This window comes from Yersinia bercovieri ATCC 43970 (assembly GCF_013282745.1).
In the GTDB taxonomy this organism is placed as follows: domain Bacteria; phylum Pseudomonadota; class Gammaproteobacteria; order Enterobacterales; family Enterobacteriaceae; genus Yersinia; species Yersinia bercovieri.
Map to the genome: position 1 here is coordinate 1,653,667 of NZ_CP054044.1, position 16,333 is coordinate 1,669,999.

Below are 16,333 nucleotides of genomic sequence, written 5' to 3' on the forward strand. Positions count from 1 at the left end.
TTTGATCACAATCATGGTTTTAAAGCACCATAATAGTTTCGTTTTTAGTTCGTTTTTGTTCCTTATCAAACAATATCCATAAAGAGTGTGGCTCAATAGACGCATAATTAGCCGCCAGGCGGCTGTCTGATAATGCGGGGTCTTTCATGACGAACAGTTCTCCTTACACAGAAACGGATGTCATCATCATCGGTGGCGGCGCCACCGGCGCAGGGATCGCGCGTGACTGCGCCCGCCGGGGTTTGGCTTGTACGTTGTTGGAGCGGCATGACATTGCCACTGGCGCGACGGGTCGTAACCACGGCTTACTACACAGTGGCGCACGTTATGCGGTGACTGATGGCGAGTCCGCCCGTGAATGTATTGAAGAAAACCGGATCCTAAAACGTATTGCTCGCCACTGTATTGAGCAAACAGATGGCCTGTTTATTACCCTGCCAGAAGACTCTCTGGAGTATCAGCAGCAATTTATTTCCCGCTGTCAGGAGGCGGGGATCGAAGCGCAAGCCATTGATCCCAAACAGGCCCTGCGACTGGAACCTGCCGCTAACCCCGCATTGATTGCCGCCGTTCGCGTCCCAGATGGCACTGTTGATCCCTTTCGCTTAACCGCCGCCAATATGCTGGATGCTCGTGAGCACGGTGCGAATGTGCTCACTTATCATGAGGTTATCGGTCTTTTACGCCAGGGTGACCGTGTGAGCGGCGTGCGCGTTTTCGATCATAAAAATCATCGCCAATATGAGATCCATGCGCAGATTGTGGTCAATGCCGCAGGGATCTGGGGGCAGCACATTGCCGAATACGCGGATCTTCGTATTCGCATGTTCCCTGCTAAAGGTGCGCTACTGATCCTCGGCCATCGGATCAATAACATGGTGATCAACCGCTGCCGTAAACCGGCGGATGCGGACATTTTGGTTCCCGGCGACACCATCTCATTGATCGGCACCACCTCCACCCACATCGAATATGACCAAATAGACAATATGGTGGTCACCGCACAAGAGGTGGACACCTTAATCCGCGAAGGGGCCAAACTCTCGCCGCAACTGGCGCAAACCCGCATTCTACGGGCTTACGCCGGCGTCAGACCGCTGGTGGCCAGTGATGATGACCCGTCAGGGCGCAATGTTAGTCGTGGCATCGTGCTACTAGATCATGCCAGCCGTGATGGGTTGGAAGGTTTCATCACCATCACTGGCGGTAAACTGATGACCTACCGCCTGATGGCGGAGTGGGCCACTGATAAAGTGTGCGAAAAATTGGGGGTGACCGCGAGCTGCACCACCGCCAAGGAGCCGCTACCCGGCTCACAACAGTCGGCGGAACAGACCCTCAGCAAAGTAATTTCGCTGCCTGCCAGCATTCGCGGTTCTGCGGTTTATCGCCACGGCGACCGCGCGACACAGCTGTTGGCGGGGAATCGGCTCGATAACAGCTTGGTCTGCGAATGTGAAGCGGTCACGGCCGGTGAAGTGCGCTATGCCGTTGAGTCACTATCCGTGAACAACCTGCTGGATTTACGCCGCCGCACCCGCGTCGGCATGGGCACCTGTCAGGGCGAACTCTGCGCCTGCCGGGCTGCCGGTTTACTCAGCCGCTTTAAAGTGACGACGCCGCAACAATCCCGCGAACAACTGGTGCAATTTCTCAATGAGCGCTGGAAAGGTGTGCGCCCAATAGCTTGGGGCGACGCGCTGCGGGAGAGTGAGTTTACCCATTGGGTCTATCAGGGATTGTGTGGGTTGGATGACACCCCGTCCGTGGCCCCTGCTCAGGAGAAACACGATGAAATTTGATGTCATTATCATCGGCGGTGGGCTGGCTGGCCTGGCTTGTGGGATACGGCTGGCCGAGCAAGGCAAATACTGTGCGATTGTCAGCGCCGGCCAAAATGCACTGCACTTCTCCTCCGGCTCTTTGGATCTATTGGCAAAACTACCTGACGGGCGGGCGGTCAGCCAGCCGTTAGCGGCAATTGATGCTTTGGCTGAATTGGCCCCTGAGCACCCCTACAGCAAAATGCGCCAGGCCGGATCAGTGGGTGAATTGAGTGAATTAGCGCCACAAGCCGAAGCTCTATTACAGCGTTGCGGCCTGACACTGGTGGGCTGTGCGGCAAAAAATCACCTGCGCTTGACGCCATTAGGTGGCTGCCGGCCCACCTGGCTCAGCCCGGCGGATATTCCGGTTGCGCCACTAGAAGGGCCACTGCCATGGCGAAATGTCGCGGTTATTGGCATTGAAGGCTTCCTCGATTTTCAGCCACAGATGGTCGCCAGCGCTTTACAGGAGCAGGGCGTTGAAGCCACGGCGGATTATCTGCATTTACCGGCACTCGACCGCTTGCGCGATAACCCCAGTGAATTCCGTGCGGTGAATATCGCCCGCTTGCTGGATCTGCCGGAGAATCGGCAACCACTGGCAGATGAGCTATCGCGCCTATCATCGGATGCGGAAATGATTTTACTGCCAGCCTGTATCGGGCTGGATGAGTCCGCTCCGCTGGAGGCCCTGCGCACGGCAGTCGGCAAACCGATTCAGCTGCTACCGACACTGCCACCTTCATTACTCGGCATCCGCTTACATCAGGCGCTGCGACAGCGCTTTCAGCAATTGGGCGGCATTATCATGCCAGGTGACGCGGTACTGCGCGCCGAACTGGTGGGTAACCGGATTACCGGGCTGTATAGCCGTAACCATGGCGATATTCCGTTGCGCGCGGCCCAAATGGTGCTCGCCAGCGGCAGCTTCTTCAGCAATGGGCTGGCCGCCACCTTCGAGCATGTTTATGAGCCGATACTGGATCTGGATATCTTATCGCTGCCGAATCGGGCTGACTGGAGCCGCAGCAATATGTTTGCCCCGCAGCCTTACCTGCAATTTGGTGTCAACACCGACAACCGGCTACGGGCGCTGCGTGGCGGTGTTGCACTGGATAATCTGCACGTGATTGGTGCGGTACTGGGGGGATACGATCCGCTACAACAGGGCTGTGGCGCGGGCGTATCACTGACTAGCGCCCTGTTCGTCGCTGAGCAGATTGTCTGCGCCATGGAGGTGACATTATGACCGGGTTGCCACAGAACAAAGAGAGCGGCACTTTTTCTCAGGATCTACCGCAGGATAAGCATTTGGCACGAGATAACAGTTTTGAAAGTTGCATTAAATGCACGGTTTGCACCACCTATTGCCCAGTGGCGAAGGTTAACCCGCTCTATCCGGGGCCGAAGCAGGCTGGCCCGGATGGTGAGCGCCTGCGCCTGAAGGATCCGGCGCTGTATGACGATGCATTGAAATATTGCACCAACTGTAAACGCTGCGAGGTTGCCTGCCCGTCGGATGTCAAAATCGGTGACATCATCCAGCGCGCGAAAGCCAATTACAGTAGCCATAAACCGAAACTGCGCGACGCGATCCTCAGTCATACCGATATCATGGGGACACTCTCGACGCCATTCGCGCCCATTATTAATGCGGTCACGGGTCTGAAACCGGTGCGGAGCTTGCTGGATAAAGCGCTGAAGATCGACCACCGCCGTGAATTACCAAAATATTCGTTTGGCACCTTTCGCCGTTGGTATCACAAACAGGCGGAGAAACAGCAGCAATATGCGGAGCAGGTCGCGTTTTTCCACGGCTGTTTTGTTAACTACAACCACCCGCAGCTGGGGAAAGATTTAGTTAGCGTATTCAACGCGATGAACATTGGCGTGCAACTGCTTAAGCGGGAGAAGTGCTGCGGTGTACCGCTGATCGCCAATGGTTTTATTGAGCAGGCGAAAAAACAGGCGCGGGTCAATCTGGAATCACTGACTGACGCGGTAATTGGGCGGGATATTCCGGTGGTCGCCACCTCCTCCAGCTGTACGTTTACGTTACGTGATGAGTATCCGCATTTGCTGGATGTCGATACTGCGCCCGTGCGCGACAGGGTGGAGTTGGCCACTCGCTACCTCTACCGCTTATTGGATCAGGGGCGAGAATTACCGCTGAAACCTCTTTTTTCCTCAAAAAACAAGCCACTGCGCATCGCCTACCACACGCCATGTCACATGGAGAAAATGGGCTGGACCGCCTATACCTTGGCTTTATTGCAGCGCATTCCCAATATTGAGCTGGTGGTGCTGGATTCTCAATGTTGCGGTATCGCTGGAACTTATGGTTTTAAATCAGAGAATTACGCCACAGCGCAAGGGATAGGCGCATCGCTATTCCAGCAAATTGAGGAGAGTGGCGTCGATCTGGTGATCACCGACTGCGAAACCTGCAAATGGCAGATTGAGATGTCGACGAGCAAGAAGTGTGAGCATCCAATTACGTTACTGGCACGATCTTTAGTCTAGGGCTATGGGGACAGAGCGCGATTGACTGCGCTCTGTTGAGGAGGGTTATTTCAACTTCAAGGTGCTGATGATGGACTCAGCTTCAGCTTGTGCTTGCTGCTGATTTTCAGCTGGCAGGGTAATTTGTAATGTCATCAAATGGTTATCGACTCTCCCCATCAACACCGATGAGTAAGCTTTCTGGCCGCCGCTGGTAATAATGCTGTCCAGCTGCTGGAAAGGTTGCCCATCGATTTTGATCGCTTTATTCGTCACCACTTGTAAATTAGCATCGCGTGCACGCTGTTGATCGGCTAAACGGCCAGTCAGCACCTCCAGCGCTTCATTCGTGTTATCGCCTAAAATCACGATCACCGCTTTATCGCCGGTTTTATTGGCGAAAACAGACATATTATTGGCTTGATTGCCCATTTTCCCACTTTGGTCCGATAAATCTGCGGGCAAACTCAACGTGACTTTACCTTCCAGCAGGCTGACCGCCTGACCCACATTTTTATCGTTGCCGCTATCACAGGCGCTGAGTCCTACAACCAGCAGGCCGACGGCGAGAAACTTGGTAATTTTATGCATGGGAGTTCCTTATTAATGCTGAGCGCGTGTCAAATACGATGACTCACCGTCACCGATAACTAATCAGTTATTAATGATCAATCACTCTATCGCACCTTATTCAGTCGCTAAAAGCAACCTATTGTTCTGCGGGCAACCAAGAGGTGGCGGTTTTAGGAGAAATCCATAAGCGCTTGTTGGTCAGCGAGGGGCAACCACAGGGGTGTGGCTGCCTGAATAGCCATTAATGTGTCGCAGAACTGGCAGTCGCCAATGGTTGCTGGTTGGTCTTACGGGCAAAATATTTCAGCAATACATTAAGCATTACGCCATAAGCTGGCAGGAAGAACAACATGCAGATCAGCAACTTAAAGCTGTAATCCACCAGGGCTATCTCCACCCAGTTTGCAGCCATAAACGGATCAGTGCTGCGGTAGAACGCAATAAAGAAGAACGCCATAGTATCGCTGATATTACCGAAGAACATTGCTGCCGTCGGGGCAACCCACCAGGCACTGCGCTGACGCAGGCGGTTAAACACCTGAACATCCAGAATCTGCCCAAGCACATAGGCCATAAAACTGGCGGCTGCGATACGCGCCACGAATAGATTAAAACTGGTTAGCGCTGGGAACCCTTGCCAACTTCCCTGATAAAACAGGGCTGAAATCAGGTATGAAATCAGCAGCGCAGGCACCATCACCGACAGAATAATCCGGCGCGCCAAAGGGGCACCAAAAATCCGCACAGTCAGGTCGGTGGCTAAGAAGATAAATGGAAAGGTAAAGGCCCCCCAGGTGGTGTGAAAACCGAAGATAGCGATCGGCAATTGCACCAGGTAGTTACTGGAGGTAATGATGACGATATGGAATAGCGATAGCCATACCAACGCGGTCATCCGCTGTTGGGGAGTAAACGAAAACATAAATGTGACCTTTTTGGTTACTGGGGTGAGGGAACCCAAACAAAATGTACCGTAATTTTACGGCGCGGCGGCATGATACCCGTTTGCGCAACGAATGCAATGGTTAATTTTAACGCAAACGTTAGCACTACTTGCACCTAAAAATCGGCGGGGTAAACTATGCCACTTCGTAAACGAGCGCCACTTCATAAACGAGCGCCACTTCGTAAACGAATGCGGCTTCGTCAGCCAGCTTATAAATTCCGATACTGTTGCGCAACTGCATACTGACCCACAAGAGAGCCGTCATGACCGATATTTTTGCTAATCCAGATAAAACACTTGATGCATTGGGCCTGCGCTGCCCAGAGCCGGTGATGATGGTACGTAAAACGGTTCGCCATATGGAAAATGGCCAAACACTGCTGATCATTGCTGACGATCCGGCCACCACCCGTGATATCCCCGGCTTTTGCCGCTTTATGGATCACCAGTTGCTGGCCCAAGATACCCAACAGACCCCCTATCGGTATCTGGTGAAGAAAGGGGCAAAGGTGGAGTAATTGCCCCTTTCGTCTTAGCGCTTAAACATCTCTTTTTCGCAATAACCGCAATGCGTTAGCCGTCACCAATGCGGTGGCGCCTGAATCCGCTAATACCGCCAGCCACAAGCCGGTTAAGCCCAGCAACGTGGTCACCAGGAAAATCCCTTTCAGCCCGAGCGAAATCGTAATGTTCTGGCGAATATTGGCATTCGCTGCCCGCGATAACAGAATGATCTCTGCCAGCCCGGTAAGCCGGTTATGGGTCAGTGCAGCATCGGCTGTCTCCAGTGCCACATCAGTGCCACTGCCCATGGCGATACCAATACTGGCCGCTTTCATTGCTGGCGCATCATTAATGCCGTCTCCGACCATCACTGTCGGCTGAGCTTCATTTAGCGCCATCACCGCCTGCACTTTATCTGCGGGCAACAATCCGGCACGGTAATCAATTCCCAACTCACTGGCAATGGCCGCTGCCGCCCGTGGGTTATCGCCGGTTAACATTACACCCTGAATGCCCAATTTTTTCAGTGAATCAATGGCTTGCTTAGCATCGGTGCGCAGTGTGTCGCGCAGCGCCAGTAAGCCAATAAACTTCTCATCCTCCAGTACGGCGACGGCAGTTTTGCCGCTGCTTTCCAACTGATCGAGCTGCGTTTGCCACTCATCGGTCAATAACCCTGCGGGCAACTTACCGGGCGCACTGACAAGCACCGCCAGCCCATTCACTCTGCCCTCAACGCCGATACCTGCCAGCGCGCGACGCCCCTCAGCCAGCGGCAGCAGTGGGGTGTTTTGTTGTGCTCGCTGCATAATCGCGACAGCCAGCGGATGGTGCGATCCGGCTTCGACTGCGGCTGCCAAAGCCAGCAGGCGGGTTTCACTTACGCCACCGACCGGCAGAATATCGGTCACTTTCGGTTTACCCTCGGTCAGTGTGCCGGTTTTGTCGAAAGCCACGGTTTGAATGCGCCCAAGTTGTTCCAGTGCCGCGCCGCCTTTGATTAGTGCACCGCGTCGCGTCGCCGCCGCCAGTGCGGAGGTAATGGCCGCTGGAGTCGAGATCACCAGTGCGCACGGACAACCAATTAGCAGCAATGTCAGGCCGCGATAAATCCAACTTTCCCAAGGTTCGGCGAAAGCCAACGGCGGCACCAGCATCACCAGCACCGAGAGCAGCATAATCGCAGGGGTATAAATACGGCTGAAACGGTCAATAAAGCGCTCAATGGGGGCACGACGTTCTTCTGCTAATTCAATAAGTTGCAGTATTCTGTCAATGGCGTTATTACCCGGCTCTGAAATCACCCGCATCTCGGTGGCGCGATCGACGGATAAGCATCCCGCCGCGACTTTTTCGCCTTGCTGCCGCTCAACAGGGATTGACTCTCCGGTGAGGGCGCTCTCATCAAAGCTGGCGAACGGGGTCATTAATTCGGCATCCGCGGGCAGGCGGCCTCCCGGTGCAATTTCGATGATATCGCCGGGACGTAAACTGGCGACCGGAACTGAGATACGCTCACCATTTTTCAATAACAGCGCCTCTTCTGGCACCAGCGCCATCAGCGCTTTCACCCCACGGCGGGCGCGATTTGCGGCATAGGACTCCAGCAATTCGCCGATCATAAACAGCAACAATACCATCGCCGCTTCAGCAGTTGCGCCGATAAACATCGCCCCGATTGCCGCGACACTCATCAAGGTTTCAATGGCAAAAGGTGTACCTGAGCGGATGAGCTTCCAGGCTTTGGTTGTCACGGGAATCAGCCCAACAATGGTGGTCGCGGCGAAGGCGAACTCAGCCAGTTCGGTGCTGAATAGAGAGATTCCCCAACTGATCAACATCAATAGGGTTAATAGTGCTATTGGCAGGTATTCACGAAAGCGTGATTCGGGCGCTTCGACCTGATTTTCGGCAGATAATTGGGTATCTACCAGGATGAACCCAGCCTGCCTGACCGCCTGCTGGACTTGCAGACGAATATCCGTGCTGGCATCCACCACCAGTTTTTCCGTGGCAAACAGCACTTTTACATTTTCAATTTCAACCTGACTACTGACGGCATTCTCAATTTTTCGAGCGCAGCTTGGGCAGTCCATCCCTTTGATTTGCCAGCTAAAGCGCTGGCTCCCCGCAGGCATCGCTGCCGCAAGTATGTCGCTTTCGTCATCACCTTCATCTGCATGGCTCTGACTACAGCAATCTCCATCCTTATGTGAGTGCTCACTCACTGATTTTACCGTGTCATTGCTGGTATTGGTTGTGTGTTGACTGCTGCAACCGGCCTGCTTTTTGGCATGAGAATGACCACAGCCACAGCTGCCCTGTGTCTCAGTTGAGTGCTTATGTTCAGAATGTGAATGCATAGTAGTGACCCCTAAACAGGATTTGGTAGATAACGGCACTCTACACCTTGGAGTTAACTCTAGAGTCAAGAGGGCAAATGAGAATAATTGCTAAAAAGGTTTTTTGATATCAGAAAGGACACGACTAAGGGGAACGCATCCTGCGCTTAAGGTTTTAGCTCCCTCCCTGGAGCCATGAGTCACATCAATCAGCTAAATAATGTGTTGCTGCACTACTTATTTACTCAGTTACTTATTTACTCAATTACAAATAGAGCGATCTGACAATCAGGAAGTGCCCGACAAAATAGCATCCCGCGACGATGGCATCTGAAGCCCGGAAAGAGAAACGATAGCGGTTCAGCAGCCAAATACTGTGTGAAATCAGCAATAAAACCGTCCCTGCCAGCAATGAGAAGCTCAGGTCTGTGCTGCGGGCAAAGTATTGCTCACCAGCCATCCATACCATCAATAAAGTCATGCCCACGAATGCCACAATGGGCCAGCGCATCTCTTCCAACTTGGTCCAGATAGTGGCTAACAGCAACACGCCGACAATGATCAAAACTAAAGGCAGCGGCCAAAACAACGTGAAAGTCATCTGGCTGGCAAAGCTGACGGTGTACAGCAAATGAGAGAGGAAAAATGCCCCTAGCGCATAAAGTAAGCGCTCACTGGGTAGCAACAATAAGGCATCAGCAGCCAGGGTTGCCAGCAAGCCTAATACAATCAGATACCCCATAGGGCCAAGAATTGGCGCTTGCCAGGCAAGTAAGAGTAACAGCAACAGAGTAACGGGTTTGAATACCCAACGCTGCCAGCGTGGGCCACGATAAGTAGCATCGACAAACAACCAACCAGAAAAGAATACGGCAAGGAATGGCCAGCTCATTATTTATCCTTTTTTCTATGCAGGTTTCAGCGAGATACCTGGGTTGTAATAAAAAAGCGCAACACCAATAACTTTGGGTATATACACTGAATAAGTGTAAAGGATGGAGGAGCAGAGTGATAGCGACACGAGAGTGATTTGAATGTTTTATAACACTAAATGCGCGGCAGTGCGCATAATCTGATTTAGCGGCAGAATCAACCGGCGCAGCTCTTGGTCTTGTTTGGCCCACATGTTATGTTAACGCCGATTTCCTTTCGCTAAATCAAGGGATAGAGGCAGATAACGTCATGACCAATGAACAGTTACTTTATCGTATTCAGTTTATAAATAACGGTAAGAATTATCAGCTCTATGTCCGCGAGGTAGGGCCTAGTAACCTCTTTGGATTTATTGAAATTGCTGATTTTGTCTTTGATAGCCAATCAACATTGCTGGTCGACCCCTCAACGGAAAAGCTGAAGACCGAGTTTTCAGGTGTTAACCGCAGCTATGTTCCCCTGCATTCAGTCATTCGCATTGATGCCGTGACAGAAAAGGGTAGCGCCCGCATCTCTGAATTGGGCAATAACGTGATGAGTTTCCCTTATTTACCAGGCAATAAGCCTTAAAACTGGGTCATAAAGCTAAATCGGGTCATAAACCCAACTACCGCTATTGGGTGTGATTTTAAGGTCAAACCTTATGAGTAAACCGCCGTTATTATTGATTGCCGTGGTGGTATTGATCGTCGTACTGGCGACTCGTCAGTACTGGCAGAAAAAACGGCAGGATGCAGAAAATGACCGCGCGCCTGTGCGCAGCTTGCAAGTTGAAGTTGCTGAAAAGCGGGAGGTCTTGACCCCTAATCGCCGCTCGCGTCAGCGCGAAGAGATTGTCGCCGAAGAAAAGCGCTATGAAGTCTATTTCCAACCACTTTTTAGTGGAATGGAAGTGAAAAATAACAGTAAAATCAAAATGATATTGCCACAGCAGGAGTATAACCGCATAGAGCAAGGCGCACAGGGAACATTGCGTTTACAAGGCACCCGCTATATTGGTTTTACCCCCAATTCGGCGGCCAAATAAGCCGTTGCCGTCATAACCGTTTAGAAATGGCAGCTTAGGTAATAGCTTCGCGGCAGAAGCTCTATTTTTTAGGCAGTGGTGGCTGTTTCTTTTGCCAGGCCAGTAATTCAAACACCCCGAAGACAAAAATCTTAAATTGTTGTAAGCCACTGATCGGTTGATCTTTCGGTTGGGTGGATTTGAGCAAGATCAGTTGCAGACCATGCATCAAAACCATAAATATCATGGCAACATTAATAAAATATCTTAAAGGTGTAGGGAACGGTTGGAACAGATTCAGCAGCAAGAAGAACCACACTCCTAACATCAATAATCGGCCGAGATTAATCCACATGGTGTTGCTCCTGTTCTTCAACTGATTCACCATCTTGGTGCGCCATTTTACGGCGGATATAGAGGCGATAGGCTACCTGCCCGGCAACCTTCTCGCGATGCAACTGCCAACTGGCAGGGAGGTCGGTGGTGGCACTCTCGGCTTCGGCTTCGACATAAATCCAGGCATCGGCAGTCAGCCAGTTAAATTGCTCTAGTAACTTGATGGTTTCAGCTAACAAACCTTTACGGAACGGAGGATCAAGGAATACCAGGTCAAAGGGTTGCCCCGGTTGAGCTAACCACTGTAAAGCGTTGGTATTCACAACTTGCCCATTATCGGCGCTCAAGAGAGTCAAATTATTGCTCAGTTGTTTAGCGACATGCCGATCGGCTTCCAGCAATACGGCTTCGCCAGCTTGGCGGGATAGTGCTTCCAGCCCTAAGGCTCCGCTACCCGCAAAGCAATCCAGGCAGCGAACGCCCTGAATCATGGGAGCCAGCCAGTTAAACAGTGTCTCCCTGACCCGATCCGTTGTCGGGCGCAGTCCAGGGCTATTTGGCACCGGCAATTTACGCCCTCGCCATTTGCCACCAATAATCCGGATCTGCCCTGCGGACTGTTGTGGTGCTTGTTTTTCTTTTGCTATTGGTCGCTTTGCCATAGATCGCTTTACTTGAAAATAGGCCAGTATTGCAGCACTGAATAAAAGAGTTAGCGTCTATTCTACCTATAGCTCCCTCGAGGGGGAAACGTTAAACTTTTGTTGATTGAATTCACACTAGAAAGCAGCATTGTGCGCGTGTTGCTGTTCAGGGGAAAGTGATAGACTTGCGAACTATTATCTTATTTATGCAAACCCAAAGTAATTAGAGTCCAAAATGGCAAAAGAAAAAAAACGTGGATTTTTTTCCTGGCTGGGTCTTGGCCGTCAGAGTGAAGAACAAACAGCAGAGCCATTGGCTACTGAGAAAGAAGGTGTTGCTGAGCAAGCTGAAGAGCAAGTTAGCAGCGAAAAACAGGCTGAAGTTACATCTGAAGTTACATCTGAAGTGATATCTGAAAGTCAGTCTGCTGATGCCGATGGGCATGAACAACCGGCTGAACACTCTGCGGTAACACCAGGTGAGTGGGACAGTGCTGCTATCAGTGAAGCTGCGGCTGAAATTCTGCCAGAGGTGGATGCTGAACCTACCGCTCAGATCGTCGACGAACCGCTCAATTTATCTTCAGAACCCGAGTATTTACAGCATCATTTCTCTCAATCTCAAAGTGATGATAACAGTGCTGATGAATGGGATGAAGGTACTGTCAGTGCGCCAGAACTGCCGATAACGGAAGAGAGCATTGCTATTGAGGCATCGGCACCACAAGCCATTGTGGAAGAGCCATTGGTCGAGCTTCTCGAGCAAACGGTGGTCGTTGTAGAAGATGCTGCCGTTGACGACGAAATTGAACCGGAAGAAGTGCTTGAAGAGGTCACTGCTCCAGTCGCGGCGCAAGAACAAGAGCGGCCAACCAAAGAGGGCTTCTTCGCGCGGTTAAAACGCAGCTTACTCAAAACCAAGCAGAACCTCGGTTCTGGTTTTATGGGGCTGTTCAGCGGTAAAAAAATCGACGACGATCTGTTTGAAGAGTTAGAAGAACAACTCCTGATCGCCGATGTTGGTGTTGAAACCACCCGCAAAATCATCACCTCATTGACTGAACATGCTAGCCGTAAGCAGCTAAAAGATGCGGAGGCGTTATATGGCAAGCTCAAAGAGGAGATGTCCGAAATTCTGTCCACAGTAGACAAACCACTGGATGTTAGTGGTAAAAACCCATTTGTTATTTTAATGGTTGGCGTTAATGGCGTGGGCAAAACGACTACCATCGGTAAACTGGCGCGTCAATTCCAGGCTGAGGGTAAATCCGTTATGCTGGCTGCGGGTGATACTTTCCGCGCAGCTGCGGTAGAACAGCTGCAAGTTTGGGGTGAACGCAACAAAATTGCCGTGGTGGCTCAACATACCGGTGCGGACTCCGCCTCGGTGATTTTCGATGCCATTCAAGCGGCTAAAGCCCGTGGTATTGATGTGTTGCTGGCCGATACTGCCGGGCGTTTGCAAAATAAAGCCCACCTGATGGAGGAGCTGAAGAAGATTGTCCGGGTGATGAAAAAACTGGACGGCGATGCCCCCCATGAGGTTATGCTGACGTTAGATGCCAGTACCGGACAAAATGCGGTGAGTCAGGCGAAACTCTTTAATGAAGCCGTGGGTCTGACCGGGATTACTCTGACTAAACTGGATGGTACCGCCAAAGGCGGGGTGATTTTCGCCATCGCAGATCAGTTCGGTATCCCAATCCGTTATATCGGTGTTGGGGAAGGCATAGAAGATTTACGGCCATTCAAGGCTGACGATTTTATTGAGGCTCTTTTTGCCCGAGAGGATTAATACGGATGATTCGCTTTGAACAGGTCAGTAAAGCTTATCTAGGCGGACGACAGGCGTTGCAAGGAGTAGATTTTCATCTGCGACCAGCGGAAATGGCGTTTCTCACCGGCCATTCTGGCGCAGGGAAAAGTACGCTGCTGAAACTGATTTGTGGTATCGAGCGCCCCAGTGCCGGCCATATTTGGTTTGGTGGTCACGATATCAGCCGCTTGAAAAACCGCGAAGTTCCATTCCTGCGTCGCCAGATCGGCATGATCTTCCAAGATCACCATCTGCTGCTGGACAGGACGGTATACGACAACGTAGCCATGCCATTGATTATCGCCGGTGCCAGCACTGAAGATATTCGCCGGCGCGTATCAGCGGCGCTAGATAAAGTGGGGCTGCTGGATAAGGCGAAGAACTTTCCGATTCAGCTTTCTGGTGGCGAACAGCAGCGCGTCGGCATTGCCCGAGCAGTGGTGAATAAACCCGCGGTATTACTGGCAGATGAGCCCACCGGTAATCTGGATGACGCGTTATCCGAAGGTATTTTGCGCTTATTTGAAGAATTTAACCGTGTGGGCGTTACCGTCTTGATGGCAACCCACGATACGTCGTTGATTGCCCGGCGGCGCTACCCGATTCTGACGCTAAGTCAGGGGCGAATGTCAGGAGCGCACCATGGCGAATAGTGCACAGAAAGCTAAAACCAGAGCGCTGAAAGGCGGTTGGCGTGAACAGTGGCGCTATTCGTGGGTCAATGCGATCGCCGATATGATGCGCCAACCACTGGCAACTCTCTTAACGGTGATGGTGATTGCTATCTCACTGACACTGCCAAGTGTCTGCTATATCGTGTGGAAGAACGTCAGTCAGGCGGCAGACCAGTGGTATCCAACCCCGCAACTGACAGTTTATCTGGATAAAGCTCTGGATGATAACGCGGCGGAAAATGTGGTCACCACACTGAAAGCAGAAGCCGGCGTCGAGAAGGTCAATTATCTATCGCGGGAAGAAGCGATGGGTGAGTTTCGCAACTGGTCCGGTTTTGGTGGTGCGCTGGATATGCTGGAAGAGAACCCGCTGCCCGCTGTTGCTATCATCACACCCAAGTTGGATTTCCAAAGCTCTGGAACACTGGATACCTTGCGAGACCGCGTCAGTAAAGTGGAGGGGGTCGCTGAAGTCCGCATGGACGACAGCTGGTTTGCCCGTCTGGCCGCTCTCACGGGCTTGGTTGGGCAGGTGGCGGCCATAATTGGCGTGTTGATGGTGGTTGCCGTGTTCTTGGTGATTGGTAACAGTGTGCGTTTGAGCATTTTCAGCCGTCGCGATACTATCAATGTCATGAAGCTGATTGGTGCTACTGATGGATTCATCCTACGGCCGTTCCTGAATGGTGGTGCGATGCTGGGCTTCGGTGGTGCGGTTCTGTCGCTGCTGCTCTCTGAAGCGCTGGTTTGGAAGCTCGGATCAGTGGTTACACAGGTAGCGACGGTGTTCGGCACCAGCTTTACACTGCATGGCCTAAGCTGGGATGAGTGCCTGCTATTGGTCTTGATCTCCGCCATGATTGGCTGGATCGCCGCCTGGCTGGCGACGGTGCAACATTTACGCCGATTTACACCGCAGTAAAGAATGTTTGTTATACTCTTTCCCTGCGGTGTTCAGTTAAAGCAGGGAGAGAGGCGTTGTTTACCCGTGAACTCCATCGACGTTTTCTGCTATGTATTACAAATTATTGACTACGATCCGCTGCAAAAAATGTGATCCAGCATGAACTTTTTTGGCAATACTCGGTCGAAAAGCACAGTGAAATGATAAGGTGCCCAGCGCTTGAATCTGTCTAAGCAGATGCTAAAATATCGGCGCTGAGAGAAATCTGCACTTACTAGCCAATGCAATGAGAGGGTTTTGAATGACCAAAGAAATGCAAACTTTAGCCTTAGTACCCCAAGGTAGTCTGGAAGCCTATATTCGGGCTGCCAACGCCTATCCAATGCTGACAGCAGAGGAAGAGCGGGAGCTGGCTGAACGGCTGCATTACCAGGGCGATCTGGGAGCGGCTAAACAGCTTATCCTGTCTCACCTGCGCTTTGTCGCTCATGTTGCCCGTAATTATTCTGGGTATGGTTTGCCACAGGCTGACCTTATCCAAGAAGGTAATATTGGCTTGATGAAAGCAGTTCGTCGCTTCAACCCTGAAGTTGGGGTGCGTCTGGTCTCCTTCGCGGTACACTGGATCAAAGCAGAAATTCACGAATATGTTCTGCGTAACTGGCGGATTGTTAAAGTCGCGACCACTAAAGCTCAGCGTAAGCTGTTCTTTAATCTGCGTAAAACTAAGCAGCGTCTGGGCTGGTTTAACCAGGATGAAGTCGAGTTGGTTGCCAAAGAGCTGGGTGTGACCAGTAAAGACGTTCGCGAGATGGAATCACGTATGTCCGCACAGGATATGACTTTCGATCCATCTCCAGATGACGAAGCACGTGATGGTCAATCTATGGCCCCAGTCCTGTATTTGCAGGATAAAACTTCTGATTTTGCCGATGGCATTGAAGAGGATAACTGGGATAACCACGCAGCAGACAAACTGGCTTATGCATTGGAAGGTTTGGACGAGCGGAGCCAGCATATTATCCGTGCCCGTTGGCTGGATGATGACAACAAGTCTACGTTGCAGGAGTTGGCCGATCAGTACGGTGTATCCGCTGAGCGTGTTCGGCAGCTTGAAAAAAATGCGATGAAAAAATTACGTATGGCAATTGAAGCCTGATAGGGCGATTCAGCGATTGTGATACCACAGAAAGGGCGATATTAATATCGCCCTTTTGCTTTTCTGGCTCTCAAGGCTGATCTGGTTAACCTGGTTTGAAATCGTACAAAGCCGCAGAGTTAATTACTCATCAAACTGATGGCAAATCCCGATGATTCGACCTGGAAC

18 protein-coding genes are annotated in these 16,333 nt (G+C 51.5%); 10 read left to right on the forward strand and 8 right to left on the reverse strand.

Going from position 1 to position 16,333, the window contains the following annotated elements; genetic code table 11:
* Positions 1-19 precede the first annotated feature (19 nt).
* Positions 20-148, reverse strand: coding sequence for a hypothetical protein (locus tag HRK25_RS20290; RefSeq protein WP_005274859.1), 129 nt, complete (start codon positions 146-148; stop codon positions 20-22).
* Here HRK25_RS20290 and glpA point away from each other — a divergent pair.
* The 3 genes from glpA to glpC are packed head-to-tail and all read left to right on the forward strand — an operon-like array spanning position 147 to position 4,349.
* Positions 147-1,802 (forward strand): anaerobic glycerol-3-phosphate dehydrogenase subunit A, encoded by a 1,656-nt coding sequence (glpA, locus tag HRK25_RS07425; RefSeq protein ID WP_005274863.1) that lies wholly within the window; start codon positions 147-149, stop codon positions 1,800-1,802. The two genes, HRK25_RS20290 and glpA, sit on opposite strands and share 2 nt — an antisense overlap.
* Positions 1,792-3,075: a glycerol-3-phosphate dehydrogenase subunit GlpB gene (glpB, locus tag HRK25_RS07430; protein ID WP_032898016.1), complete on the forward strand. Its 1,284-nt coding sequence runs from the start codon at positions 1,792-1,794 to the stop codon at positions 3,073-3,075. The genes glpA and glpB overlap by 11 nt, the downstream gene beginning before the upstream one ends.
* On the forward strand, positions 3,072-4,349 hold the full coding sequence (gene glpC, locus HRK25_RS07435) for an anaerobic glycerol-3-phosphate dehydrogenase subunit GlpC (RefSeq protein WP_032898014.1): 1,278 nt from the start codon (positions 3,072-3,074) through the stop codon (positions 4,347-4,349). The genes glpB and glpC overlap by 4 nt, the downstream gene beginning before the upstream one ends.
* Positions 4,350-4,394: 45 nt before the next feature.
* On the opposite strand, the gene HRK25_RS07440 is transcribed toward glpC, so the two are convergent.
* From HRK25_RS07440 to HRK25_RS20295, 3 genes are all read right to left on the reverse strand, one after another.
* The gene (locus HRK25_RS07440) at positions 4,395-4,919 is read right to left on the reverse strand and encodes a DcrB family lipoprotein (protein WP_005274852.1); all 525 of its coding nucleotides are present in this window, start codon (positions 4,917-4,919) and stop codon (positions 4,395-4,397) included.
* 223 nt (positions 4,920-5,142) lie between these two features.
* A complete protein-coding gene (locus tag HRK25_RS07445; protein WP_032898013.1) occupies positions 5,143-5,823 on the reverse strand; it encodes a 7-cyano-7-deazaguanine/7-aminomethyl-7-deazaguanine transporter in 681 nt (226 codons plus the stop codon).
* A 157-nt stretch (positions 5,824-5,980) separates the two neighbouring features.
* The gene (locus HRK25_RS20295; RefSeq protein WP_257210069.1) at positions 5,981-6,112 is read right to left on the reverse strand and encodes a hypothetical protein; all 132 of its coding nucleotides are present in this window, start codon (positions 6,110-6,112) and stop codon (positions 5,981-5,983) included.
* Between HRK25_RS20295 and tusA the strand changes: the two genes are divergently transcribed.
* A complete protein-coding gene (gene tusA, locus HRK25_RS07450) occupies positions 6,111-6,365 on the forward strand; it encodes a sulfurtransferase TusA (protein WP_005274845.1) in 255 nt (84 codons plus the stop codon). The two genes, HRK25_RS20295 and tusA, sit on opposite strands and share 2 nt — an antisense overlap.
* A gap of 21 nt (positions 6,366-6,386) precedes the next feature.
* Here tusA and HRK25_RS07455 read toward each other — a convergent pair whose 3' ends face one another.
* Both HRK25_RS07455 and HRK25_RS07460 read right to left on the reverse strand, forming a co-directional pair.
* Positions 6,387-8,714, reverse strand: coding sequence for a zinc/cadmium/mercury/lead-transporting ATPase (locus HRK25_RS07455; protein WP_005274842.1), 2,328 nt, complete (start codon positions 8,712-8,714; stop codon positions 6,387-6,389).
* 244 nt (positions 8,715-8,958) lie between these two features.
* Positions 8,959-9,585, reverse strand: coding sequence for a lysoplasmalogenase (locus HRK25_RS07460; protein WP_005274839.1), 627 nt, complete (start codon positions 9,583-9,585; stop codon positions 8,959-8,961).
* A gap of 290 nt (positions 9,586-9,875) precedes the next feature.
* Between HRK25_RS07460 and HRK25_RS07465 the strand changes: the two genes are divergently transcribed.
* Both HRK25_RS07465 and HRK25_RS07470 read left to right on the forward strand, forming a co-directional pair.
* Positions 9,876-10,196: a DUF1820 family protein gene (locus tag HRK25_RS07465; protein ID WP_005274836.1), complete on the forward strand. Its 321-nt coding sequence runs from the start codon at positions 9,876-9,878 to the stop codon at positions 10,194-10,196.
* A gap of 73 nt (positions 10,197-10,269) precedes the next feature.
* Positions 10,270-10,653 (forward strand): DUF2500 domain-containing protein, encoded by a 384-nt coding sequence (locus HRK25_RS07470; RefSeq protein ID WP_005274834.1) that lies wholly within the window; start codon positions 10,270-10,272, stop codon positions 10,651-10,653.
* Between the two features lie 61 nt (positions 10,654-10,714).
* Here HRK25_RS07470 and HRK25_RS07475 read toward each other — a convergent pair whose 3' ends face one another.
* Both HRK25_RS07475 and rsmD read right to left on the reverse strand, forming a co-directional pair.
* On the reverse strand, positions 10,715-10,987 hold the full coding sequence (locus tag HRK25_RS07475) for a DUF1145 family protein (RefSeq protein WP_032898011.1): 273 nt from the start codon (positions 10,985-10,987) through the stop codon (positions 10,715-10,717).
* Positions 10,977-11,630: a 16S rRNA (guanine(966)-N(2))-methyltransferase gene (rsmD, locus tag HRK25_RS07480; protein ID WP_005274827.1), complete on the reverse strand. Its 654-nt coding sequence runs from the start codon at positions 11,628-11,630 to the stop codon at positions 10,977-10,979. The genes HRK25_RS07475 and rsmD overlap by 11 nt, the downstream gene beginning before the upstream one ends.
* A gap of 217 nt (positions 11,631-11,847) precedes the next feature.
* On the opposite strand from rsmD, the gene ftsY reads away from it, so the two are divergent.
* The 4 genes from ftsY (at position 11,848) to rpoH (ending at position 16,165) form a co-directional block, all read left to right on the forward strand.
* On the forward strand, positions 11,848-13,407 hold the full coding sequence (gene ftsY, locus HRK25_RS07485; protein WP_005274825.1) for a signal recognition particle-docking protein FtsY: 1,560 nt from the start codon (positions 11,848-11,850) through the stop codon (positions 13,405-13,407).
* 5 nt (positions 13,408-13,412) lie between these two features.
* Positions 13,413-14,081, forward strand: a complete 669-nt coding sequence (ftsE, locus tag HRK25_RS07490; RefSeq protein WP_004391337.1) for a cell division ATP-binding protein FtsE — start codon at positions 13,413-13,415, stop codon at positions 14,079-14,081.
* Complete coding sequence (ftsX, locus tag HRK25_RS07495) at positions 14,071-15,024, forward strand: permease-like cell division protein FtsX (protein ID WP_032898010.1); 954 nt, start codon at positions 14,071-14,073, stop codon at positions 15,022-15,024. The genes ftsE and ftsX overlap by 11 nt, the downstream gene beginning before the upstream one ends.
* A 283-nt stretch (positions 15,025-15,307) precedes the next feature.
* Positions 15,308-16,165 (forward strand): RNA polymerase sigma factor RpoH, encoded by an 858-nt coding sequence (gene rpoH, locus HRK25_RS07500; RefSeq protein ID WP_005274819.1) that lies wholly within the window; start codon positions 15,308-15,310, stop codon positions 16,163-16,165.
* The last annotated feature ends 168 nt before the right edge of the window (positions 16,166-16,333 follow it).